The 23,110-nt window shown below is 59.2% G+C and carries 19 protein-coding genes; 3 read left to right on the top strand and 16 right to left on the bottom strand.

Translation table 11 applies throughout. The annotated features are described in order from the left end of the window. Positions 1 to 188 precede the first annotated feature (188 nt). The 3 genes from ACQY4V_RS01995 to ACQY4V_RS01985 are packed head-to-tail and all read left to right on the top strand — an operon-like array spanning position 189 to position 3,873. The gene (locus ACQY4V_RS01995; RefSeq protein ID WP_152496293.1) at positions 189 to 692 is read left to right on the top strand and encodes a (2Fe-2S)-binding protein; all 504 of its coding nucleotides are present in this window, start codon (positions 189 to 191) and stop codon (positions 690 to 692) included. After that, on the top strand, positions 689 to 1,693 hold the full coding sequence (locus ACQY4V_RS01990; RefSeq protein WP_428515271.1) for an FAD binding domain-containing protein: 1,005 nt from the start codon (positions 689 to 691) through the stop codon (positions 1,691 to 1,693). The genes ACQY4V_RS01995 and ACQY4V_RS01990 overlap by 4 nt, the downstream gene beginning before the upstream one ends. Continuing rightward, positions 1,690 to 3,873: a xanthine dehydrogenase family protein molybdopterin-binding subunit gene (locus tag ACQY4V_RS01985; RefSeq protein ID WP_428515270.1), complete on the top strand. Its 2,184-nt coding sequence runs from the start codon at positions 1,690 to 1,692 to the stop codon at positions 3,871 to 3,873. Before ACQY4V_RS01990 ends, ACQY4V_RS01985 begins: the two co-directional genes overlap by 4 nt. A 375-nt stretch (positions 3,874 to 4,248) precedes the next feature. On the opposite strand, the gene ACQY4V_RS01980 is transcribed toward ACQY4V_RS01985, so the two are convergent. From ACQY4V_RS01980 to ACQY4V_RS01905, 16 genes are all read right to left on the bottom strand, one after another. Next, a complete protein-coding gene (locus tag ACQY4V_RS01980; RefSeq protein ID WP_428515269.1) occupies positions 4,249 to 5,172 on the bottom strand; it encodes a hypothetical protein in 924 nt (307 codons plus the stop codon). A gap of 51 nt (positions 5,173 to 5,223) precedes the next feature. Continuing rightward, on the bottom strand, positions 5,224 to 6,072 hold the full coding sequence (locus ACQY4V_RS01975; protein ID WP_428515268.1) for a TniQ family protein: 849 nt from the start codon (positions 6,070 to 6,072) through the stop codon (positions 5,224 to 5,226). Beyond that, positions 6,072 to 7,040: a TniB family NTP-binding protein gene (locus tag ACQY4V_RS01970; RefSeq protein ID WP_428515267.1), complete on the bottom strand. Its 969-nt coding sequence runs from the start codon at positions 7,038 to 7,040 to the stop codon at positions 6,072 to 6,074. The genes ACQY4V_RS01975 and ACQY4V_RS01970 overlap by 1 nt, the downstream gene beginning before the upstream one ends. Before the next feature lie 2 nt (positions 7,041 to 7,042). Next, positions 7,043 to 9,262: a Mu transposase C-terminal domain-containing protein gene (locus tag ACQY4V_RS01965; RefSeq protein ID WP_428515266.1), complete on the bottom strand. Its 2,220-nt coding sequence runs from the start codon at positions 9,260 to 9,262 to the stop codon at positions 7,043 to 7,045. Continuing rightward, a complete protein-coding gene (locus ACQY4V_RS01960) occupies positions 9,259 to 9,933 on the bottom strand; it encodes a hypothetical protein (RefSeq protein WP_428515265.1) in 675 nt (224 codons plus the stop codon). The genes ACQY4V_RS01965 and ACQY4V_RS01960 overlap by 4 nt, the downstream gene beginning before the upstream one ends. 1,253 nt (positions 9,934 to 11,186) lie before the next feature. Beyond that, positions 11,187 to 11,921, bottom strand: coding sequence for a FadR/GntR family transcriptional regulator (locus ACQY4V_RS01955; protein ID WP_428515264.1), 735 nt, complete (start codon positions 11,919 to 11,921; stop codon positions 11,187 to 11,189). A gap of 92 nt (positions 11,922 to 12,013) precedes the next feature. After that, complete coding sequence (locus ACQY4V_RS01950) at positions 12,014 to 13,177, bottom strand: enolase C-terminal domain-like protein (protein ID WP_428515263.1); 1,164 nt, start codon at positions 13,175 to 13,177, stop codon at positions 12,014 to 12,016. Positions 13,178 to 13,207: 30 nt separating this feature from the next. Then, complete coding sequence (locus ACQY4V_RS01945) at positions 13,208 to 14,569, bottom strand: aspartate aminotransferase family protein (protein WP_428515262.1); 1,362 nt, start codon at positions 14,567 to 14,569, stop codon at positions 13,208 to 13,210. Positions 14,570 to 14,596: 27 nt separating this feature from the next. Then, entirely contained in the window at positions 14,597 to 16,081 is a 1,485-nt protein-coding gene (locus tag ACQY4V_RS01940; RefSeq protein WP_428515261.1) for an aldehyde dehydrogenase, read from the bottom strand. 69 nt (positions 16,082 to 16,150) lie between these two features. Further along, entirely contained in the window at positions 16,151 to 17,458 is a 1,308-nt protein-coding gene (locus ACQY4V_RS01935; RefSeq protein WP_428515260.1) for a TRAP transporter large permease, read from the bottom strand. After that, on the bottom strand, positions 17,448 to 17,960 hold the full coding sequence (locus ACQY4V_RS01930) for a TRAP transporter small permease subunit (protein ID WP_428515259.1): 513 nt from the start codon (positions 17,958 to 17,960) through the stop codon (positions 17,448 to 17,450). Before ACQY4V_RS01930 ends, ACQY4V_RS01935 begins: the two co-directional genes overlap by 11 nt. Before the next feature lie 69 nt (positions 17,961 to 18,029). Continuing rightward, positions 18,030 to 19,034 carry a TRAP transporter substrate-binding protein DctP gene (gene dctP, locus ACQY4V_RS01925; RefSeq protein WP_428515258.1) on the bottom strand — a complete coding sequence of 335 codons (1,005 nt, stop codon included), beginning with the start codon at positions 19,032 to 19,034 and terminating at the stop codon, positions 18,030 to 18,032. Positions 19,035 to 19,085: 51 nt separating this feature from the next. Beyond that, positions 19,086 to 20,306: a M20 family metallo-hydrolase gene (locus ACQY4V_RS01920; protein ID WP_428515257.1), complete on the bottom strand. Its 1,221-nt coding sequence runs from the start codon at positions 20,304 to 20,306 to the stop codon at positions 19,086 to 19,088. Between the two features lie 145 nt (positions 20,307 to 20,451). Beyond that, positions 20,452 to 20,865: a cyclic-phosphate processing receiver domain-containing protein gene (locus ACQY4V_RS01915; protein ID WP_428515256.1), complete on the bottom strand. Its 414-nt coding sequence runs from the start codon at positions 20,863 to 20,865 to the stop codon at positions 20,452 to 20,454. Between the two features lie 14 nt (positions 20,866 to 20,879). Continuing rightward, the gene (locus tag ACQY4V_RS01910; protein WP_428515255.1) at positions 20,880 to 21,455 is read right to left on the bottom strand and encodes a hypothetical protein; all 576 of its coding nucleotides are present in this window, start codon (positions 21,453 to 21,455) and stop codon (positions 20,880 to 20,882) included. A gap of 168 nt (positions 21,456 to 21,623) precedes the next feature. Beyond that, positions 21,624 to 22,706: an AAA family ATPase gene (locus tag ACQY4V_RS01905; protein ID WP_428515254.1), complete on the bottom strand. Its 1,083-nt coding sequence runs from the start codon at positions 22,704 to 22,706 to the stop codon at positions 21,624 to 21,626. Positions 22,707 to 23,110: the final 404 nt, after the last annotated feature.

Here is a 23,110-nt window from a genome sequence, read left to right as displayed (position 1 = left end):
GCTTTTCAATGAACGCGGCCCGCCCTATCCCGCCGCCTGCCGGCCACTCCGCCCCGCGGCGCGACCGTTCCGCGCAGCCGGGCCTCTATCGCCACCGCCATGGAACAGACCGGCGCCGCAACGGTTGGCAGTGAAAGGCGGCCCGCCGCCGGGGCCGCGACCTTGCCCCTGCGATCGCGGAGATGCCCATGAAGACGACCCTCACCGTCAACGACCAGCCCCACGAGGTGGAGCATGATCCGCGCCGCACGCTCCTCGACACGCTGCGCGACGATCTCGGCCTGCCCGGCACCAAGAAAGGCTGCGATCACGGGCAATGCGGCGCCTGCACCGTCCTGCTGAACGGCGAGCGGGTGAATTCCTGCCTCTGCCTCACCGCGATGCATGACGGCGACGAGATCACCACCATCGAGGGCATCGGCACGCCGGAGCGCCTGTCGGCCCTGCAAAAGGCCTTCGTGGAAATGGACGGCTATCAATGCGGCTACTGCACCCCCGGCCAGATCATGTCGGCCACCGCCATGCTGCGCGAAGTGGCCGACGGTGCGCCCTCCTACGTCAGCGACGATCTTGGCACGCCCGACCTCTCCGATCCCGAAATGGCCGAGCGCATGTCCGGCAACCTCTGCCGCTGTTCCGCCTATCCCCTGATCCGCGAAGCCATCGCCATGGCAGCAAAAGCCGACACATGAGACCGTTCGACTATCACCGCGCCACCGATTTCAGCGACGCCACCGCGGGACAGATCATCGCCGGCGGCACCAACCTGCTGGACCTGATGAAGATCCAGGTGGTCACGCCTTCCACGCTCGTCGATATCACCCGGCTCGAGGGTCTTTCCGACATCACCGCCGACGGCGACGGCCTGCGCATCGGCGCGCTCGTCACCAACACCGCGCTGGCCCATGACGCTCGCATCCGCGCGGGCTGGCCGCTGCTTTCCCGCGCGATCCTCGCCGGGGCCTCGGCCCAGATCCGCAACAAGGCCACCACCGGCGGCAACCTGCTTCAGCGCACCCGGTGCCCCTATTTCTACGACACCTCGCAGCCCTGCAACAAGCGCAGCCCCGGCGCGGGCTGTGCCGCCCAGGGCGGCGCAGGGCGCATGCTGGCGCTTTTCGGTACGTCCGAGCATTGCCTCGCCGCGCACCCGTCCGACATGGCCGTGGCGCTCAGCGCCCTGCAGGCCGAGGTCGAGATCCACAGCCCCGACGGCGCGACCCGCCGCGTGCCGCTGCACGACTTCTACCGCGGTCCGGGCGACCGCCCGGATATCGAAACCGCGCTCGATGACGGCGACCTGGTGACGGCCGTCATCCTGCCTGCGCCCCGCGCCGGCAGCCGGCAATGCTACCGCAAGGTCCGCGACCGCGCCTCCTATGCCTTCGCGCTGGTCTCCGTCGCAGGCTCCGTCCACATGGACGGCGACACCATCACCGATCTCAGCCTGTCCTACGGCAGCGTCGCGCCGCACCCGTGGATGAACAACGACGTGGTCGGGATGCTGACCGGCCAGACCGCTTCGACCGACCTTTTCGAACGCGCGGCGGATGTCCTGACCGCCGCCCCGGCCCCGCATCCCGACACCGAGTACAAGCGCACCCTGTTGCGCCGCACCTTCATCGCCACGATGCGCCAGTTGACCGGCCTGTCGGACCCCAAAGGCACAGACATCGCAAGGAGCGAGGCATGAAAGACCACTTCACAATGGACAGCCCCCAGCCTCGCCTGCTGGACGAGACGAAACAGGGCGTGATCGGCACGCCGATGGACCGCCCGGATGGCCCGCTGAAGGTCTCCGGCACCGCCGCCTACACCGCCGATCACAACGTCGCCGGCATGGTCCACGGCGCCCTCGTGCGCGCCACCATCTCACGCGGCAAGGTCACCGGCATGGACCGCGACGCCGCACTCGCCATCGACGGCGTGATCGACGTGATCACCGATGCGCGCCTCACCCGCAACCCGGCACAGGGCATGGCAGGCGCCGCCCCGGTTCAGCCCGGCGACGCGGTGCACTACCACGGCCAGCCCATCGCGCTGGTGGTCGCCGAAACCTTCGAGGCCGCGCGCGACGCCGCCCAGCGCCTCGAGGTGCAGTACGAAACCACCGAGGCCAAGGTGACACCCGACGCGCCCATGCAGACCGAGACCGGCGACCCCGAAACGGCAGGCGATTTCGACGCCGCATGGGCCTCCGCCGATGCAAAGGTCGACCGCACCTATACCACCCCCTCGCATGTCTCCGCGGCCATGGAACCCCACGCCGCCCTCGCGGAATGGGACGGCGACAAGCTCACGCTGCGCAGCGCGCTTCAGATGGTCCGCTTCAACAAGCAGGAGCTTGCGGATTCCCTCGGCATCGACCCGTCGCAGGTCCGCATCCTGTCGCCCTATGTGGGCGGCGGCTTCGGCTCCAAGCTCGGCATCGGCCCAGAGGCCGTCGCGGCCGCCATCGCGGCGCAGAAACTGGGCCGCCCGGTGCGGGTCGTCATGCCCCGCCAGACCGTGTTCGACGCCGTGCTGCGCCGCTCGGAGACCAGCCAGCACGTACGCCTCGGCGCCACCTCGGACGGCAAGATCAATGCGATCTCTCACGATGATCGCGTCTCGAATCTCGACGACGAAGGCTTCGCCGAGCCGACAACCCAGGCGTCGCAGTTCCTCTACGCCGCAAAAGGTCTCAGCTTCACCCAGACCGTCGCCCGCATCGCCGCCACGCCCGCAGGTTCGGTCCGCGCCCCGGGCGAAGCCGTGGGCATGCTCGCCTTCGAGGCGGCGATCGACGAACTGGCCGACACCCTCGGTGTCGATCCGTTGACCTTGCGGCTGGACAACCTGCCCGAAACCCACCCCATGAACGACATGCCCTACAGCGCCACGCGGCTGGCCGACTGCCTGACCGACGGCGCCGACCGCTTCGGCTGGTCGGATCGCTGGGCGCCCGGCACGCGCCGCGAAGGCGACTGGCTGATCGGGATGGGTCTGGCGTCGGCGGCCCGGCTCAACATGCTGATCCAGTCGTCCGCCCGCGTCCGCCTGACCGGCGACCGGGCCATCGTCGAGACCGACATGACCGATATCGGCACCGGCACCTACGCGATCCTGGCGCAGATCACCGCCGAAATGCTGGGCCTTCTGCCCGCGCAGGTCGAGGTGCGCCTGGGCGATTCCGACCTGCCCGGCGCGGCGGGCTCGGGCGGCTCCTTCGGCGCCAGCTCCGCCGGCTCGGCCACCTTCCTCGCGGCCAAAAAGCTGCGCGCGCAGATCGCCCAGCGCCTGGGTTGCGCCGAGGACGCCCTGACGCTGCAGGATGGTCGCGCGCGCGGCGACAACCAGGACTCCGCCCTGTCGGACCTCGTCACCGACGAGATCCTGGCCGAGGCCACCATCGAAAGCGGCAAGACCGCCGAAAGCCATTTCTCCGCCGGTTTCGGTGCCCATTACGCCGAAGTCGCGGTCAACGAATGGACCGGCGAGGTCCGCGTGCGGCGCATGCTGGGCGTCATCGCCATGGGCCGCATCCTCAACGAGAAGACCGCCCGCAGCCAGGCCCTGGGCGGCATGATCTGGGGCATCGGCTCGGCCCTGACCGAAGACATGCAGTCCGACCCGCGCGACGGCCATGTCGTGACCCGCGATCTTGCCAACTACCACGTTCCGGCCCATGCCGACGTGCCCGGCGACATGCAGGTCGTGTTCCTGGACGAACGCGACGACTGGGCCAACCCGATCCAGACCAAGGGGATCGGCGAGCTTGGCATCTCCGGCGCTGGCGCCGCCGTCCTCAACGCCATCGCCCACGCCACCGGCCATCGCGTCTACGACTACCCTGCCCTGCCCGACCGGGTGCTTGCCGCCACGGGTGTCTAGACCGGGTCGCGGCTCCGGCACCCGGGGCCGCACTGCTCAGGCTCGATTATAGGTATGCACGCAACGGCTGGGCTGGATCATCACGCCGGGGCGTGCTGTCGCGACAACCGATACTTGGCTATTACGGAAATCTAAGTGATTGATTTTGCTTAGCCCGCCACTAAGCTCGGCGAGCATGTGGTCCATTATACACTCGAATGGCGTCCATTTTTGGCGTGCAATAGACGCCTATTTCCTCTGGCCATGGAGTTTTTAATGAAGGCACGGATTCGATTGTCGAATTTGTTGAAAATCAATTGAACTGAACAAAAAAGACCGCCCTTCCGGGCGGCCTACTAAAACCGAGATGATGACGAACCGATAAGACCCCTTATGTTAAATAATGAGATCCGCTTTCAGATCGCTGATGCGGTAAAAATCCAGGCCGATCTCGGACCTCTTCAAAAGAGGTCGAATACCTCGACGTTTCAGACGGTCGACCACCTCGCCGATCTGTAGGTCATGGGCCTCGGCAAGCCTGGCCGGATGGGTGAACCGGGCCTTAAACTTAGCCACAACCTCTCGGTCGAACCGAGGGATCCGATGACCCTCGTTCGGGCATGAGATCCAGCTAACGGCCAAGCTCATCTCATCCGGACACCGGCCCACCAAAGCCCACCCTACATCCCTTGGGAGCTTCAGAGTGCTGAAGGCAGCCAGCGGGCTCAGGCCGGCCGTGCACGCACCCCTATGGCGCTTGACCTCATCCGGATCCACACGAATTGCGCCAAGACCGTCCTGACCAGCCAGGCGGAAAACGCGCTCGACGAAGCCGCCGAGGATCATATGCACCACGGTGATGGCGGGTACCTTGGCTTTCTCCGCAGCTTTCGAGACCGACACCAGCCCGTCGGATTCTACCCCCAGCTCAACCGCCGTCGCATGCAGCTTGCCGACCAGCACGGCAATCTCTTCGCGATCCACGGCCTTCTGGGTGCGGCCCCGTGTTCCCGGCCTCCCGTAGTAGATGGGAGTGAGAAGCCGGTCGTCAAAAAACTGCTCAACGATCGGCCGGGTAAAATTCCGGTCCTTCCAAAGGGAAATCACGTTCACGGTGCGCTTCATGCGAGACGCGACCTCGCGGCCCGCTTCCACTGGGATCGGGAAATGGGCTGGAGCCCGCTCCGGGATCACACCTGCGGCAATCAATACGTTGCTCAGGGTGCGCGCGTCGAGACCCTGCTCTTTGGCCAACGACGCGACCGTGTGGAGTAGGCGCTCTGGGAGTATGAAACCGAGCACCTTGGTTCCGGCCGGCATGGCGATATTCTCGATGATGATGTCGCGCAGAATACGCGCGATGTCGCCGGGCTACTTGAGTGATTTCGAGTGGGCCAATGCATTGTAGAAACACCCGAAGATCTTGCGGCCCCCCGGCGTTCCGGACGCATCATCGAACTTCCGGAACTGCGCCTCCAAGGCTTCCCGGATGCCTTTCTCGCCGCGCGATGTGAAGCCGAAGCCGATGCGACCGGCGTGATCCCAGTCGTTTGATTCCAACTCCGGAAGTTTCTGTGTCGGCCCGTAGGCGACCAGCACGCCCAAGAGTTCCGTCGCGCGGGTTGCCTGATCGAGCGTCTGTGCATCAAGCCAATCCGGGCCAGCAATCCCATCAAGGCGGCGCAAGACGTAGTCCTGAAGCGGCGAGGCCGAGCGGTGCCCTGCCTTTTCGATCATCTCCTGAAGTTCAACGCCGCGCTCAGGCACCCGGCGATCAAGCTCGTGAAGTTTGTCGTCCCATGCGGCCTGTGCCTGGCGCAGGAGAGGAATTTCGTGCTGAGGGCATGTCCGAACGACAGACAATGACCACTCCCAGCGTCCGCGACGCATCCCTTTCCGGTCATCCTCTGCCAGACATGCCGGGCAGAAAACCGTGTTCGGGTTCGCAAGGAACTCCGCAGTGACCAGCTCACCCCGGAGGTTGTAGGTGCGCTTCCCGACCGGAACGGCAGCATTGGCGCGCAGGTCTTCGACGTCTATTCCGGCGACTTCGGCCAGACGGCAGAGCGCCGACCCTTCGTTGACCGCCATTTGGTCGGGCCGGATCTCAATATCCCGAAGAAACGAGACAAGCCGATCGCCGGTGTGAAGCTTGGCGAGGCATGCCGCATATGACAGCGGGCTCTCCTCGGAATGGAAAGGGAAATGGGGCGCGAGCATCAGCGCGCGCCCTCCCAGTTCAGCTGCGCCTCACCCAGATCGATCTTGGCCCAGTGACGGGCAAGGAAGACGTTCTGGCCCATGCCGCAGCCTTCCTGCAGGCCCCAGCTCTCGGCGAAGTGGTTGATGGTCAACTCATCAGCACCCTCGAGAGCCGCCGCTTCCAGCGCCGCGAGGATATTCTCGATGCAGCGGCCGAAACGGTTCCGGCTCGCGTGGACGAGCCGATCCACCAGATCCGCGTCCGAGGGCGGCCGCATACCGGCTGCATCGCAGAAACCGGCGATGACCTTGATCAGCGCCTTGCGATCCGAGTGCGGCGAGACGTCGGCAAGCGGCAACCGCCAGTAACGACGCGTGACCTGGGCATCGCAAGAGGCAATCTGCCAGAGGCTCTCGATGCCACTCAGCACGACGCTGACGGCATCGTCCCCTTGCATCAGGTTGCGGACGGTCTTCAGGAAGACATCCACCTTGAACTTGCTGCCAGCCCCGAACAGGTCGTGCGCCTCATCGATCCAGAGGATGGCCGTCCCCCGGAGTTTGAAATGGTGCCGCACCTTGCGCATTATGTCATCTTCGGTCTGCGACCGGGAGACCGAGGGAAAACCGCTGGCCTTGAGGATCTCGATCCCGAGACTCTTGGCGGTGGGCGGGCTCGGGACCCGGACACCGACCCACGGCTGATGCGCCGCATCGCGCGGCTGCAGGGCCGGGTGGGTCTTGAGGCCATGAAGAACCAGCGAGGTCTTGCCTCCGCCCGCGGGCTCCACGACCGCGATGCCGCGTGTATCGCCGGCCTTGTTGAAAAGCCGGGCCTTGGGAAGCAGGTTGCCCTGATCATCGCGCTGCAGCAGCCGGTCCAGGTAGCTCCGGAACTGAGCGTCCCGCGGCGTCGCGAGATACTTGTCTCGCAGCCGGTCCACGGCTGCGAGTTTTTCGTTGATTGTGAGAGCGGAAATGCTCATGGCTATTCGTCCTCCAGGGTCCAATCGTCACCGTCATCAGCCGCATCGGCACCATCGACAGGCTGATGATCCGGAAATTGGATCGGGCCGAATTTGCCGGAAGCAGAATCTTCGGCACTGGAGTGATTTTCGTCGGCGGGCTCGCCTGAGGGAGTGGAATCGGCCGTGGCAAGGCGGGTCCCCCATTCATCCCGGTCCCCGTCATAGGGGTTCTCAGGCTCCGTCTCCGAGGTGTTGAACCCGATGAACAGGCGATCGTGCTCGTATTCCATGCGTTTCTCGGACCAGTCTTCCACGATGAGTCCGACACCCGTCATGGCAGCGCTGTTGGTTGCCTTGATGAAGTCGAGCGCTTGGCGGACGACCGCGAAGTTGACCTCGGCATTGCGCGCGTTCTGGGCCCGGATTTCGGCCGCGGCATCCACCCACTCCTGGGCGGAGACACCCTGATACCGATCGAACACGGCGGGGATCTCGAACCAGCGTCCATTCAGTTCGGCCCAGACGGCGCCGATATCCTCAGGATACCACCGGATCGAAACCTTGCGCTCGTGGGCCCTCGTCATGAACCGGGCCAGGACCTCCGAGTGATACCGGATCCCCAAGATGGTGATCCCATCCCGGGTCACGGTCCGTTCCCGTTCATGGCCGAAAATCAGGCGCCGGCGCCCGAGGTCCGGGGGCGGCTGGACACCAAATTTTTCGACCAGCCGGTTCCAGCAGTCCAGCGGTGTCTCCCCATTCAGCCCGCTATGCGGCGTGCGGTGGTAGACATCGACGATGTAGCGCACCAGCACCGAGCAGAACTCCTCCGGGTTAAGCGCGGCACGTTTCACCGAGTCGTAATCGCCCCGCTCGACAGTATTTCTGAAGGTACGACCGCTCAGCCGTGGCATCAGCTGGGTCGCGAAGGTGCCGAACACACGTTCGATGGTGCCTTTGGCTTCCGGATTGGCCGCGGCGCAATACTGCAGGGTAATGCCGAGATCGGACACACGTGCCTGTACAAGGCTCGAGATGTTGTAGCGCGCACAGTCGGTTACGATGACCGAAGGCCAGCCGAATTGGTTCCAGGCGGTGAGAGCGCCGCAGGCATCTCCCCAGACGCCCTTGTCGCGCATCATCATCTCGATGACCCGAAGCGCGCTCTGAGAGTTCGGTTGCCTGGAGACGACCATGCCAACGATGCAACGCGTCGCACAGCAGATGGCCACGGTGATCCACCACCTTGCGGTCTTCTTGTCGAGCCCGAGAGCCTTCTTTTCCTCGTTCGTTAGATGATGGAATAACCCTCCTTCAGCCATGAGAGTAATGGCGTCGGCTTCCCACTCGTCGAACTCCACACGCTGCATCGGTCGCGTGATATGAAGCCCCATGCCGACAGGGGCGAACTGCCGGTTCGCTGCCTCGCGACCCTTCCGGGTCAGGGTGACATCGAAGGGATTGAGCTTGCGGATCGCCTGCCGCACCGTCTCACGGGACGGGCAGATGATTTCAGGCTCGCCTGCAGCCCGGCGCCGATCGTTCTCATCGAGGAACGCCGTTTTGACCTCATTGAAGATGATGGCCTGCGACGGGCGTTGGTCGTCGAGATACTTGCCCACCACCTTGCCCATGATCACGAGTTCATCGGCCGTCATCCGGCGATCCCGATTACCGCGCTCGGAAGTCCTATCGTAGAGCCCCGCCAGCCCGAACCGCCGCTCTTTCCGTTCCCATTCGAGCACGGTCTTCGCGCCGAGCTTCTTCGGAACAGGGAGCGTCTCGCTGTCCTGGCTGGGGTCACTTTCGTCGAGGATCTCGCCGGCGCGAAACTTGATGGCACCCAGAAAAGGCCTGATCGAAGTCGCGGTCCGACAGACATTATTGGAGTCGTCATCCAGAAATTCGCGGGTCGCGCGAACCACCGCCAGGCGCATAGCCGCTTTCTTATGGGATTTGGTGTCCTTCAACGACAGCAGTTCACCTTCCGGCAGAATACGGTCGCGCAGATGCTCAGGCTGATGCCGGTTCGGGATACACGCGAATTTTCCGGCCGTGAGATAACGGCTGATCTCGGCGTTGCTCATGACCTGGGGCACGCCCTCGCCCGCCACCCTGACGAACATGTGGCCGTTTTCGCGGGTCTCGAAGTAGCGGAAAGGCTGGCCACCGATGGTGATGCCATCGTATTCTGAGAAGGAGAACTTGGGCTGAACGGGGCTGGGTTTGACTGCGATCATTTGGACATCCTCCGGCGGACATAGGCTTCGTGCGTGATGCGCACATTGAGTGTGAGTTCGAGGTCGTGAGAGCGGAGCAGGCGAACCACGGCCCGGAATCCACGCGCGCCGAGGCCCATGGCATCGACCAGATCCTTGACCCGGACAGCCCCGACGATTTCGCCAAGGAGCCGCCGTGCGGCGGCATCCGCATCGGGGTCGGGGCGACGCATCTCATGCATCATCTCGGCATTGAAGTATTCCACGGGGTCGATGTCGCGCTCGGTCATGACCACGACCTGGTCCGCGAAACTCCGAGGAACCCGAGCTGCGACGTCCGCGAGTTCGTCCTGAACCTTGGGCTGGTTGCGGCGATATTCCGACTTCACCATGATCGCGACGCGCTTGCCGTCGGTCATCAGCACGCGGAAGTCGAAGAAGTGCTCGCCCTTCTTCCCGTCGGCATCGAGCCACTGGAAGTGTACTTGGCTTTCGAGACCGGCTACATTCGGGCGGGCGAGAAGAACCAGCATGCACTTCATTTCGGTGTTGCTGTCGTAGCCCACGGTATACCCCTCATCGGGATCCATCGTGATCTGTCCGCTTTGGTGTTCGCGGGCGCCGACAGCCGTCTTCCGTGCAAGTTGCACGCGCTCCGGCATCGTGACCCCGCCATCCGGCATCTTCATCATGCTCTGGTTCCTTTCGGCATGAGAGTATCGTTCGCCGGAACGTGGTCCGACGCTGCCCGAGGGCTGCGATACTGATTTCTGGTTTCGTTTCCGGAGTGCGTCTTTTCAGCTGGCTCCCCGTGCAGGCTTCATGATGGTTCCGCCTGCGGTGTTTCGTGGTCTACCCTGTTTCGGCGACCCTGATGGTTCTTCTCCTCCTGGTTTTGACCTTTCGACCGTCTGCCGGACTCCGGCTTGCTCGACTGAAAGGTTGGCTGACTGCCATTTTCACGAAGAAAATATTGCGTCCCAGTCGGTGTGGTCTGCCGTTCAGCCTTCGCTTGAGGCCGAGAAACTACCCACCGCGGCCCATCCGACAACAGCTGATTTTGGCCAAAAAAAGTTTTCCAGAATCGTTATCGTCCAATGAAGAATGAACCCACGCAGTTTTCCGAATTCATGCAAGCCACTGATACGAAATAGAATAATTTGATTCGATGATGAATTTTTGAAAACGCCCTCGGAAGTATTCTTTTCTTCGAGTCTGTAGCTCCCCTGAAAACGGCTCCAACCCGAGATACCAAGTGTGGCATTCTCGCCACGCGCCTTCAGAAACAAGTTTTCAGAGCGATGGTTCGAAACTCGACCGTGGCCCCTCGACGATTCGCATTGCAGGGAATCAGTAGGTCTCGCGTGTCGGCGGTGGCTGTGTAAATGTCGCGGAACGACCTGGAAGGGTTCGGATGGTTCCTGCGCTTCTTTGGAGCCAGCGCTTGCCCAAACTTTATCAGAGACCCGGCTTGCTCCGTTGCTGGCCACCTTTTAGATGCATGCCTCCGAATTGATGACTTAGTGCCGTCCGACGGGCGCTAACGCCAGAACACGCGGAACCTTGGTTCGGATATTTTTGTGATGCCGACACAGGTCACAATACCCGGGCAATGGCCGAGGACAGGGTAGTTGGCGACAGCTACGTTGACGCTCACCGGTTTCCGGCATGACACGAGCGCCCCGAATAAGTGCCATCTGGATCAGAACGAAACTGGATGCGGAGAGATTTCTCTCCGCAAAATTCCTTAGAGAGTCAGACGCGACCTCACCTCTTTCGAAACCCAGGAACTGGAGTTTCGAATTGTTTCCTGAGTGCTTCAGTAGATCAACGTATAGTGCATCACACCGCGTGACCACAGATTGCGGTTGACCGTCGCCCGCCGCGCATGGCCAGAGCTGAAGGGAAACGGCGGCCACGGCCTCGCATCCCTCAAGACGTACTACTATCTCTGCGCTTGCAGCGTCAGTGCTGCTGATTCCAGCGGGCGAAGATGCTCATCTATGGCGGATCGCACCGTAGACTCATCCCCGCTTGCGATCGCAGCGAGTGTTCGCTCATGCAGGTCAATGACTTGATCGACATCCTCCATCAGCTCGAAATACGACCGCATGCGGACAAAAAGTTGCTCGAGGATCTGATGCTGATAATATGACAACGCCTGTGAGCGCGCGGTGCGACCGACCATATAATGGAAAAGGTGATCGTGGCGGATGCGCTGAACAAGTGAGCTTGTGCGATGCTCTCTCAATCGCTCGACGCACAGCGCAAGCTTCTCAAGGTCCTCATCTTCCGCGCGCCTTGTGGCCAGCAGGGCAAGCTCGACTTCCACCGGCCTACGGGCTTCAATTATGTCCCTCAGCTCAAGATGACGGAGTGGCGCCGTGCGCGCCATGATACTCTCGGGCACGTCATCCGTCTCCACAGATAGACCGCCATTGATTCCGCGTTTGGCCTGTACGACTCCGGCTTGAGACAGAAGCTTGAGGGCTTCTCCCACAACTGGCTTGCTCACACACATCTCGCGAGCCAACACTTCGACATTCGGCATCCTGTCGCCCGGCTTGTAGGCGCCCGACAGAATGGAATAGATGATCTGCTCAACCACCTCCTCGTGGGCTCTGGAATTGGATATCGCGTGAAAGTGCCAGCGGTCAGAGAGTTCGGTTGGTGTATTCATGCCAGATGACTTTAAATCAGTTCATGCGATCTTAGACCATTGCCCAACACTGTGAAATGGTCAAACATAAAGAACATTTGCGATTAAAGCGCCTACTGGATAAGCTCATCGATATGAGGTTTGAGATCTGGCTTTTCCTCGAGGCCAAAACCCACCGCATCAGTTGGTGAAACCGTTCCGTCGCCGACCCGGCAGCCTGGAGTGTATCCGCCCACAGGCGCAAAAACGCCCGGGTAGGCCTCAGATCCGCCAACATTCAGTCCCATGACGACGTGGAGTGCAATCATGTGTCCGCCATGGGGTTGCAACTGGCGACGTGAATAGCCTGATGTCTCCATAAGGTCGACCATCCGAGCGAAGTCGGTTAGTCCATAGGAAAGTCCTGGGTCCATTTGAAAATAGTCCTGATCGCGCCGCATGGCGCCATAGCGAATGAGATTTCGAACATCTTGTGTGGAGAAGAGGTTTTCTCCAGTCGCCAATGCATGCGGATAGTCCTCGGCAAGTGACGCCATAATATCATAGTCAAGGGGATCGCCTGGCTCCTCGTACCAACGCAGGCCAAAGTTCTTCATTGCACGCCCATATTGGAGCGCTGTCTCGCGGTCGAACCGTCCGTTTGCATCCACCGCCAGATATGCTCCTTCTCCCACTACGCTCAAGGCGGCTTCAATACGCTTCATGTCTTCTTGGAGGGAAGCTCCTCCAATCTTCATCTTGAAGCGCGTATAACCGAGGTCGATGTAGTGGCGCATCTCGTCCGCCAGTCGATTCAAGCTATCGGTTGGATAGTAATAGCCGCCCGCGGCATAGACTGGCATTTCCATCCGCGGGTCGACGCCAAAGTGGTCGGCGATGCAACGCCATGCCGGAACTTGTTCCAGCTTCGCGTTCAGATCCCAGATAGCAAGTTCCAGAGCGGCCGCGGCGTGGGCCCGATCGCCATGGCCGCCGGGTTTTTCATTGCGGAGGATCGCCTCCAGCACTTTACTCGCGTCAAAGTGCCGTCCGTTTTCGCTGATCAACTCGTCGGGATCTGTTTCATGAAGCCGGGGGATGAACCGATCTTTCAAAATGCCAGTTTGGGCAAAGCGACCGATGGAGTCGAACGCCACGCCGGTGACCGGCTTGCCGTCGCGCACCACATCAGAGACGACGGCGACAAGCGAAACTGTGTGCGCTGAGAAATTCACGACCGAGTTTGCGATATTCGCGTGCAGCGGTACGGATATTTCACGAACCGAAGTGATCTTCATTGCAGGAAATCCTTTCTCTAATCGTGCTTGTCAAACGTCGCGAAGTGCGCGTTGCAACGCCTGCACTCCGGAGACAATGTCTTCCTCGTTGACATTGAGCGGAGGGTAGAAATGAACTCCCAGCAAAGCACCATCACGGGATATGCGTGCCAGCAGGCCATGATCGTAACAGAGTTTGCGCAGTCGCCTCATTGACCTATCTAAATCGTCAGCTTTATCGAGATCGATCGCTATGCTGGACAAGAGCCCGATGACGTTGATTTCACGCACACGCGGATCAGCTTGTCGCAGCCGCTCGAGTTCGCGTTTGAGCACCACCTCCAAGTTGCGGGCATTCTCCACCAATTGCTCGCTCTCGAGGACGTCCAGTGCCGCAAGTGCGGCAGCACACGCGACCGGATGGGCAGCGTAAGTGTTGAGATGCAAGAGAGGCACTTGCTCGAATTCTGCTTCGATGCGGCGGCTCACGGCAACTGCACCCATCGGGACATAACCTGACGTGAGACCTTTCGCGTAAGAGACGATATCTCCTTTGACGCCAAAGTGCTCAGCGCCGAACATCCGGCCTGTTCGACCAAATCCGCATACGACTTCGTCGATGATCAACAAGATGCCGTGTTCGTCGCAAAAGGAGCGCAGTTTGGAGAAGTAGTCCGTATGCGGCACCTTGACTGCCTGCGGGATCGCGACTGGTTCTGCGATGATCGCTGCCACCGTCTCCGGGCCCTCCTGCTTCACGAAGCGAGTGAATTCATCGAGGCATGCCAATGAACAAGAGTTGCCTGTTCCGCAGTGACCACATCGCCCCGGAGATGGCTGGGCGCTCTGTATAAAGCCCTCCGGCAGAGGCCCAATGCCGGTTTTGAAGGATTGGACACCAGTCGCCGCTGACGTTGCCAGCGTCGATCCATGATACGATCCATTGCGCGAAACAATTTTCACTCGATCTGGTTGACCCCTTCTTGCGTGATACTGCCGAGCGATCTTTATGGCGAGTTCATTGGCTTCGCTGCCGCTGTTCGTAAATGAGAAGATCGGATCGTCGCACATCGCTATCTCAGAAAGGCGCTCGGCAAGTTCCCCTGCGTAGATGTGTGAGACGCCTCCATCCAGAGCCACAAACTCGAGCTCCTCCACCTGCCGCGCGATGCGCTGAGCAACCTCCTTCCGCGCATGACCAATTTGGCAGGCGCCCAAATGACTCCCCGCATCCAGAATGCGGTTTCCTTCATTGTCGATGAGATAGGCGCCTTCGCCCCGCACGATCATCTTCGGATAGCTTTCAGGGAATTCCTCATCCAGACGCGCGAAATCGGCGAGGAAATGGCGCACACGGTGGCGCGTGTTTTGACGCGAGGCCCGCGACCTTTCGGAGCTTACATCCATCATCATGTCACGCAGTTCCTTCCTGACTTGTTTTCAAGAGCGCATAACGAATGGGTCTTGGACCTCGTCGCTTAGCTCGCACCAAATGCTTTTCGTCTGTAAGTAGGCGTCGATTGCCTCGATGCCGTTCTGCCGCCCAATTCCACTATCCTTGTAACCACCAAACGGCGAATTGAAGGTCATTGCGCGGTACATGTTCACCCACACGGTTCCAGCCTCAAGTTTCTGTGCGACGCGATGCGCACGGCGCACATTAAGGGACCACACTCCCGCTGCGAGCCCGAAGCTGGTGCCGTTTGCCATTGCGATCACTTCATCCTCATCGTCGAAGGGGATGACGGACAGCACAGGGCCGAATACCTCATGCTGCGCGATGTAGCTGTCCGGATGAACGTCGCCCAGGATCGTCGGCGTAAAGAAATAGCCACCGGGCGAACCCTCAACGCTTACGCGCTCGCCACCATACAAAAGCTCTGCCCCCTCCTCGCATGCGCGGCGAACCATCGTTTCGTTCTTTTCAAGCTGCTGCTTTGTAGCCACAGGACCCATCTGAGTTTCGGGCTTGAGCGGATCACCAATTAGGATCTCCGAGGCGCGTTTCGAAATCTCTTCGAGAACGCGCTCATGGATGCTTCGATGCACAAAGGCACGCGATCCTGCGACGCATGTCTGACCTGCTGCGGCGAAGATGCCGGCCAAAAGGCCCGCTTCAGCCTGCTCGAGATCTGCGTCCGGAAAGACGATATTGGCGCTCTTGCCTCCAAGCTCCAACGTGACTGGCGCAAACCGCTCAGCGGCCTGCATGTTGATCGACCGGCCTGCTTCCACTCCGCCCGTGAAGGAGATTTTCGCAACGTCTCGATGGGTTACGAGAGCTTCCGAGGCCTGCCGATGACCCGTCACAACGTTGAGCACGCCTCTCGGAATGCCAACGCTTTCAGCCATCTTGACCGCTTCAATAATCGAGGCCGGAGTAACTTCCGAAGGCTTGATGACCACCGTATTGCCAGCCGCGAGAGCTGGCGCGACCGCCATCATCGTGAGGAAAAGCGGAGAATTCCAAGGCATGATGACCGCAACGACTCCCAGCGGTTCACGGCGTGTGTAGTTCAGCACCGTAGGCTTTTCGACCGGAATCACGCGCCCCTCAACCTTGTCGGCAAGACCACCGTAGTAGTAGAGCCAGTCGGGTACTATCCGAGACTGAAGTACCATCTCGTTCAACAGCTTGCCGTTCTGGCTCGTCTCCAACCAGCCAAGTCGCTCCGCATTCTCGGCGATGGCATCACCCCAACGCATGAGAAGGCGGCCACGCCTGGTCGGTGACAGGCTCGCCCACTCTCCGGTCTTGAATGCCGCCTTCGCCGTACTGACTGCCTGGTCCACGTCTTCCGCTCCGCCGTTGGCGAAGCTTCCCCATTCTTCACCGGATGCCGGATTGAAGGTTTTGAACTGAGAAGCGCTCGAGACGCTCTCACCACCGATCCAGTGACCGTAATTTCCCTGCGCATCATACATAGCAACCAGTCCTTAAGATTAAAGATCAATTTCTTTTATCTTTTGAGGCTTCGAAGGTCAACCTCTTTCTCATCTCCCCGGCAGCCAAAGTGCAATCTGCGGGAAGGCCATGAGGAGACCGATCGCCAACGCCTGCATGATGATGAACGGCCAGAGCGCGCTATAGATGTGCCCAAGCTTGATCTCGGGCGGCGCAACGCTTTTTAGGTAGAATGCTGCAGGACCAAATGGCGGCGAGAGATAAGAAATCTGCATGTTCATGCAGAAAAGGACACCGAACCAGACAGGATCGAAACCCAGCTCGACTACCACAGGTACAAATATCGGAAGCGTCAGCAGGGCGATGCCAATCCAATCCATGAAAAGCCCGAGCACCACCAGGGCCAACATCATCGTCAAGACGATCACATAGGGACTGAACGGAAGATCGGTGAATAGATCCGTGATGAAGGCGATGCCACCAAGAAGGTTATAGACACCGATGAGTGCGAACGCGCCGATGGTAATCCATAACAGTGCCGACGAGGTTATCAGCGTTTGCTTCAATGCGTCACGGAGCATCGGCCACGAGAGCTCTTTTCGGAACGCCGCACCGACAAGAGATACAGCGGCACCCAGGGTCGCGGCCTCAGTTACCGATGCCACGCCGGAGTAAATGCTGCCCAGCACGGAGCCGCCGATGAGCGTTGGCAAAACAAGGTGTCGAGTAGCCTTGAGCTTTGCGCTGACGGTCGTCTCTTCGGGTCGCAATGTCTCCGATGGCGCAAGATTGGGGTCGATCGCACAGCGTGCCAAGATGTATGTGAGGTAAATCACCGCCATCATGATCCCAGGAAAGATCGCAGCAAGGAACAGGTCCCCCACCGACGTGTTGGTGGCGAGGCCGTAGATGACCAGAACGATACTGGGCGGGATCATCGTTCCCAGCGACCCACCGGCACAGATCACGCCGATCGCCAAGCTGCGATCGTATCCCACACGCAGCATCTGTGGTAGCGCAACGAGACCTAATAGGACGATCTCCCCGCCGATGATCCCTGTGGTTGCCGCCATGAAGATCGCCGCGACAAGCGTCACCACGGCGATGCCGCCTCGTACACGGGAAAACCATATGCGAAACGCGTCATACATGTCAGCCGCCATGCCAGATCGGTCGATGATGGAAGCGGTCAGCAGGAACATGGGCACAGCGCCGAAAGCATACATACTCACAAGACCATAGGTACGGCTCACAATCAGGTCGATGCTGCCGAAGCCAAACCCGGTGAATGCGGCGACGACGGCAGAGGCTCCAAGTGCAAACGCCATTGGTACGCCAAGAAGAAGAAGACCGAAGAGTCCGCCGAGGAGCACGACGGTTGTGAGTTCAATGCCCATCGGCCTGCCCCTTGTCCAACATCGGCGTCTCTTCGTTGAAGAGTCGACGGCGCTGCACGAAAAGCAAAATGAGACGTACGGCAATCAGCGCGAAGCCGATGAATAGTGCGCTTCTGACAAATTGTGGCATTGGCCCGTTCCAGGCATGCCCGCTCGTCTCGCCGCGCGAGATTGACTGCTGCGCGCCTTTCAAGGCAAACCAGCCGACCGGCAGCAAGTAAACGAGAACGATTATCATGTTGAACCGATCGACTATGGCAGCCAGTCGTCCCCGCATACGTTCACGCAGCAATGATATCGTGATGTGGCGCCCGCTCTGGAGCGCGCATGCACCGCCGATCATGAAGCAGACGGCATTCAAGATCACGATGATATCAAAGCTCCAGCTTGTCGGAGCCCCAAAAACCTTGTCGGCAATGATTTCGTAGCAGCCGACACACATAGTGACGAGGAAAAGCAGACTCGTTACCACGGCCAGCCGCTCAAAAATGCGGTCAATCATGAAGGCACGCTCCAGTTGAGTTGAGGGGAAAACGGCAAAGGCGGCGCGAATTCGCGCCGCCTGAAAAGCTCACAGGAGCTCGAGGCTTTTCATGTATTCAACGTGGCTTTCGTAGATCTTCTGCGCAATTTCATTCTGTTCCGCCCATGCGGCCCAGTGCTCCTGCGCAATCTCGCGCAGCTTGCCGCGTTCTTCCTGGCTCCAATCCACCAGTGTTTCTGGATCGCGTTGCTCGGCTGCTTTCTTGTCCAGCTCCTGATTTGCGGAAAGCATGCGCTCGTTCAGGTTCGAAGTCGCCGTGGTGAAACATTCCTTCATGTCGTCGGAAAAGGCATCCCAGGTTTCCTGATTGATGGCGAGATCTCCCGCAGGCATGGAGTGGATGCCGGGATATATCGCGTAAGATGCGATCCGATCGAAGCCAAGCTCATCGTTCATGCCAAGGCCACCCCAGTCTGTTGCCTCAATGCGACCGGTTTCCAAGGCCGTGTAGACCTCACTCCCGGGAAGCGTGGAAACGCCCACTCCGATATCTTGCCAGATCTGGGAGGCGATACCTTCAGGGGAGCGCATCGTCACGCCGCTGAAGTCCTCCACAGTCTCAATGCGCTCTTTGGTCGGAATCGACTCTGCACCCCACATCACCGGTCCGACGAAGTGGACCCCGTACTTACTGTAGAGCTCCTGGGTCAGCTCCATGCCACCACCCTCGTGGAACCAGCCGAGAAATTGCTCAGGCTTGGCGTAGCCAAATGGGATGTCATTTACGAGCGCGAAAGCAGGATCCTGACCGATGTGCAGCGCACCGCCGGCCTGCATCCCATGGAGGATGCCGGATTTGGTCGCTTGCAGAAGTTCGGTCGACGGAACGACAGCGTTGCCTGGCATTGCTGCGATCGTCACTCGACCGTCAGTGCACTCCTCAACGTCAGTTGCGAACTCTTCAAACGCACGCTGGTTGATGGTGCCACCTTCCCAAAAGGACTGCATGCGCAGTTCAAATTCCGCAGCGCTGACACTTATCGCGCTCCCTACGAAGGCGCATGTGACAAGTAGGATCGATTTGGTTGTCATTTCGGTCTCCCTGTTTGATAAAAGATATTGTCTTTTTATTTTTTGATCGTGTCAACCGTTCATTACAATCGCTTTTACCGCGTCGAAGAGAACCTGCGTCCCAGCGACCATGTGTTCCATAGACGCGTATTCTTTCTCGTTGTGACTGACGCCATCCTTGCAAGGGATGAAAATCAACGCAGAGGGCGCAACTCGTGACATGTTCCAAGCGTCATGTCCGGCACGACTGGGCAACTCAAGCGACTGATATCCGTTCGATCTTGCTGCGGAAGCGATAGCCAAGCGAAAATCAGGGTCGAACTCAAACGGCGGATACTGCCAGAGTTTTTCAAAGGTGACCTCGAGTCTGCGCTCAACCGCGATTGTCTCGAAGCGCACACGCGCCTTTTCCTCAAGGCGAGCAAGACCCACACCCGATGGGTGACGGATGTCCAGAGTGAATTCTGCGAGACCGGGAACAACACTGTGCGAGTCTGACGGAACGCTAATCCGACCAACGGTCATGCGGGCATCTTCCCCATCCTCGATGGCGAGATTGGGGACTGAAGCGATCATCTCTGCCGCGCCAACGAGCGCATCCCGCCGTTCCCGCATGCTCAGCGGACCAGCATGCGTGTCCTCTCCGAAAACTTGCACCCGAATATCAGTAAGCCCGACGCCTCCGGTGACGATACCGATAGGCACGTCTGCCTTTTCTAACGCAGTGCCCTGCTCGATGTGGAGCTCTAAGTAACCACGAATTTTCCATCCAGGGTCGACACTGCCAGTGTAACCTATTCGCTTCAGTTCCTCTTTAATACTGACGCCATCGCTATCGATAGAGGCAAGCCCATGCTCAAGCGGCGTCGAGCCAGCGAAGACGGCTGATGCAACGAGAGGTGGGCGAAAGCGCGCACCTTCTTCGTTTGTCCAGTTCACGAGCTGAACTGGAATCTCTGGCGTGATCCCGTGATCGATCAGTGCCTCGATCACTTCAAGTCCAGCCAAGACTCCCAGAGGACCGTCGAAGGCGCCCGCATAGGGCTGACTATCCAAGTGACTTCCGATGAGCAAGGGCGGAGCATTCAGATCACGTCCAGCCAAGGTGGCGAACATGCTTCCCATGCGGTCCACTTGGAGTTGGAGTCCCACCTCTTTGCACCAACTCTTCAAGAGGTCGCGACAATCTTTGTCTTCATCCGTCAATGCCAGTCGGTGAACCCCACCGTTTCTCGTTCTGCCGATGGCAGACATCTCGCGAAAACGTTCGGCGAAGCGATCTTGATCGATCATGAAGAACTCCAAATATAAAAGATATTTATCTTTAACACTTATTCACTTCTTGGTAAATGCGGCTGTGAGAAATTTGCCGTGTCAATTCCTGATCATAATTCGGCAGTTGACCGACTGACCTGATGCTGTGGACGACCTCTGCCTTTCATCTCGGAGTTTGTCGGTGTCGAAACTCGAGATACCGGTTCAGCAAAGCTTCGATGTTCCTTGCGCCAACCGGGTTTTGACTGTGAACAGCGAACCTGAAGCAAGATGGCAGTCCAGCTTCATAGCCTGAGCCCGGCAAAATACCGATATCGCCATCAACAAGCTTGTGTGCGATGTCGTAACCAGTTGGTTCACCATCACCCAGGTCATGGTCGAAGCTGATGAAATCCGGTGGGCCGCATTCTTCAAGAAGCGCCTCGACCTCAACTTCGTTGCGCGCAATCTTCCATGGTCGCCCGTCCTCAGGTGGAAACCGCTCGTCGTCGATGAAAAGTGCGTATGTCATTCGATAGGCTGGCTCTTCATGCTGAGAGTGAAAAAGTGGTTCGCCGCGAAAGGCGAACCACTTCATAGAGCTTGGATCAATCAGAACCAACTGGAGGCATGCCAGCCGTCAGAAGATTTTTGAACCTCGGCGTAGCCCTCTTCAGGATCGGCCATGCCGGGAATACCGGCAAAGGCGTCACGATCCAGCCAAGAGGGCACTTCTTCGTATTGGTAAGTGAACTCAACACTCGCTGCGTTCTCATTCTGACCGTTATCGGCATAGGTGAAGCGGACAATCTCGACTACCTCCGGCGCGCCAAGGCAGAAACCCTCGCCATCAGTCCAGATATCGTGCCGCTCGCCCTCCGAGGTCAGGTCGATCTTGTCGGAGCGGATGAACTTCGTGTCGAGCACCTCAAGCTCCACAAGGCCCTGCGCCTGCAAGCCAGCAAGGATCGGATGCAGGTCCTGACTGCTTCCAAAACTGCGTTTGACCTTGATGGGGAAGGTGACGGGCTTGGATGAAGAGATGTTCCAGCACATTTCCCGGTCTTGAAGCTCGGCGTTGATCGCGTCCTCAAATTCTCCTTCAGGCCCGCAGGCGGAGAGAAGGGCGGCACTGGTCAGCGCGAGGCCAGAGAGAAGGGGAAGGTTGGAGTTCACTTTCGTATACATAGTTGCGACGTCTTTCAATTTCTTCAGGTGGCGCGTTACATCGTGAATGCGCCCAGTTATCTTTGAAGCCACTGTCGCTGAGAGCGAAGCGGGCTTTGGTCCATTGTCGGGAAGAGCATATCGGTATCATTTCTTGTTCCTTTTGCAGCTTGAAGGCATGGGCGGTGTTCAGTGGAGAACAGGTTTTTGGGCCAAGGCCTCAAGGTCATCGAGATAGCGAGTGACAACACGCAGGTTCAGTGCGGGATGGCCTTCGGGATAAGACCCGACGAGATAAGCCACTACGTAAGCATCCATCGGCTCGAGGCCGCGCTTAGGTGCTTCCTGACCGACAAATTTCAACAGATCGGCCTTTGCCACTCCGCCCATCTCGATCACGCGACAACGCGACCTAAGCGGCAACGGGATGGTTGAAACGTTGTTCGCGGTCATGATCCAGCAGATGCGGCTCATATCGAAATTGACGTTGAAATACGGGCACTCCCAAGATCGGGCACTAACCGGCTCCAAAAGGCCCAGCAGAGACGTCACGATAGAAGTTGAAAATCCCGCCTCGGAATAGCATGTTCCCGCCTTGCAGATCTCATCGACCACGACGATCGGATTTCCGACTCCTTGAGAAAGGATCGTTTCCACGGGGCGGCCTGGGCCAGCAGTGCCCCAGCCCCGCTGAACACCCGAGATGGCAAAACCAGCGCTGCCTCCACCGACATCGATCTTCAAGGCCGGCAACTGGGACAGTTCGGCAAGCCGCCGTGCGAAATGCGATTTGCCGATACCAGGAGGCCCAACAACGATCAGGGGCCGGTGCCAGAGACCAGAACCGCCTCTTTCAATATGATGCCGCGCATCCTGCCAGATCGGTTTGATCACGGGCTGCATCCAGGGCATCTCTTCCATCAGACGCGACGCCAGTTCATCGACCCCGTGCACGCTGTCCGGGCCATTGAGGGATACACCTCTCTCCGCGGTTAGGAGCCGCTTGCGGTCGTTCGACTTTAGGTGGGCGAGACCGGAACGAGCATCCTGCTTCGCAACAAGGCGCTTCGTGCGCCGATCGATCTTGTAGTGATCCTTGGTCGGTAGCTCCAAAGCGTTACTCAAGTGAAGCAGCTCTTCCTCTTTTGCGCCTTCGGCGGTCACTTCGCTGGCATCGATTTTGCCGAGCCGTTTACGCAACGCGATTAGGAATTTGGCAAATCGGTCTTCGATTTCAGAGCTCGAAAGAGGGAATTTCCGAACATCGGGCATGAATGGAATTTTGGACATTGCAAGAACCATCCTTGAAAAACTCGGATGGGGCCGCAGCGCGGACAGGACCAAAGATCGTTAATGGATTTGGAAGCCAGACACCCAAGCGGCCCCGTTTAGAACAGGGTTACGCGATGGTCGCAGATATGCGTTGTGCGAATGTCATGCCGTTTTTCAAACACAGTGTCTGGATGAGGTCAACGGAGAACATCCAAATAACTTTCCCCGTTAGACCCTTGGTGCTCAATGCGAAAACTTAATTCGCTTAGGCATCTTCCTTTTTCATGTACTTGTTAATCTCCAAACCCGATACACCTTAGATCAGCCGCTGAACTGTCCGGGGAACCGGGGCCACTTCAGTCGGTAGCTTTTTCCAAAAAATCGCAAATGGATTTGAATTTTGT

The organism is Roseovarius sp. (assembly GCF_965277045.1).
Taxonomy (GTDB): domain Bacteria; phylum Pseudomonadota; class Alphaproteobacteria; order Rhodobacterales; family Rhodobacteraceae; genus Roseovarius.
This window is presented reverse-complemented; position numbering and strand designations above follow the sequence as displayed.

What these genes read in the sequence shown, in the direction of transcription:
- ACQY4V_RS01950 (WP_428515263.1), bottom strand. Translation starts at nt 13,177, where the DNA reads ATGAAGATCACTTCGGTTCGTGAAATATCCGTACCGCTGCACGCGAAT.
- ACQY4V_RS01930 (WP_428515259.1), bottom strand. Translation starts at nt 17,960, where the DNA reads ATGATTGACCGCATTTTTGAGCGGCTGGCCGTGGTAACGAGTCTGCTT.
- dctP (WP_428515258.1), bottom strand. Translation starts at nt 19,034, where the DNA reads ATGACAACCAAATCGATCCTACTTGTCACATGCGCCTTCGTAGGGAGC.
- ACQY4V_RS01920 (WP_428515257.1), bottom strand. Translation starts at nt 20,306, where the DNA reads ATGATCGATCAAGATCGCTTCGCCGAACGTTTTCGCGAGATGTCTGCC.
- ACQY4V_RS01905 (WP_428515254.1), bottom strand. Translation starts at nt 22,706, where the DNA reads ATGCCCGATGTTCGGAAATTCCCTCTTTCGAGCTCTGAAATCGAAGAC.
- ACQY4V_RS01965 (WP_428515266.1), bottom strand. Translation starts at nt 9,262, where the DNA reads ATGATCGCAGTCAAACCCAGCCCCGTTCAGCCCAAGTTCTCCTTCTCA.
- ACQY4V_RS01910 (WP_428515255.1), bottom strand. Translation starts at nt 21,455, where the DNA reads ATGTATACGAAAGTGAACTCCAACCTTCCCCTTCTCTCTGGCCTCGCG.
- ACQY4V_RS01990 (WP_428515271.1), top strand. Translation starts at nt 689, where the DNA reads ATGAGACCGTTCGACTATCACCGCGCCACCGATTTCAGCGACGCCACC.
- ACQY4V_RS01960 (WP_428515265.1), bottom strand. Translation starts at nt 9,933, where the DNA reads ATGATGAAGATGCCGGATGGCGGGGTCACGATGCCGGAGCGCGTGCAA.
- ACQY4V_RS01975 (WP_428515268.1), bottom strand. Translation starts at nt 6,072, where the DNA reads ATGCTCGCGCCCCATTTCCCTTTCCATTCCGAGGAGAGCCCGCTGTCA.
- ACQY4V_RS01970 (WP_428515267.1), bottom strand. Translation starts at nt 7,040, where the DNA reads ATGAGCATTTCCGCTCTCACAATCAACGAAAAACTCGCAGCCGTGGAC.
- ACQY4V_RS01915 (WP_428515256.1), bottom strand. Translation starts at nt 20,865, where the DNA reads ATGAAGTGGTTCGCCTTTCGCGGCGAACCACTTTTTCACTCTCAGCAT.
- ACQY4V_RS01945 (WP_428515262.1), bottom strand. Translation starts at nt 14,569, where the DNA reads ATGATGATGGATGTAAGCTCCGAAAGGTCGCGGGCCTCGCGTCAAAAC.
- ACQY4V_RS01995 (WP_152496293.1), top strand. Translation starts at nt 189, where the DNA reads ATGAAGACGACCCTCACCGTCAACGACCAGCCCCACGAGGTGGAGCAT.
- ACQY4V_RS01980 (WP_428515269.1), bottom strand. Translation starts at nt 5,172, where the DNA reads ATGCCGGCCGGAACCAAGGTGCTCGGTTTCATACTCCCAGAGCGCCTA.
- ACQY4V_RS01940 (WP_428515261.1), bottom strand. Translation starts at nt 16,081, where the DNA reads ATGTATGATGCGCAGGGAAATTACGGTCACTGGATCGGTGGTGAGAGC.
- ACQY4V_RS01955 (WP_428515264.1), bottom strand. Translation starts at nt 11,921, where the DNA reads ATGAATACACCAACCGAACTCTCTGACCGCTGGCACTTTCACGCGATA.
- ACQY4V_RS01935 (WP_428515260.1), bottom strand. Translation starts at nt 17,458, where the DNA reads ATGGGCATTGAACTCACAACCGTCGTGCTCCTCGGCGGACTCTTCGGT.
- ACQY4V_RS01985 (WP_428515270.1), top strand. Translation starts at nt 1,690, where the DNA reads ATGAAAGACCACTTCACAATGGACAGCCCCCAGCCTCGCCTGCTGGAC.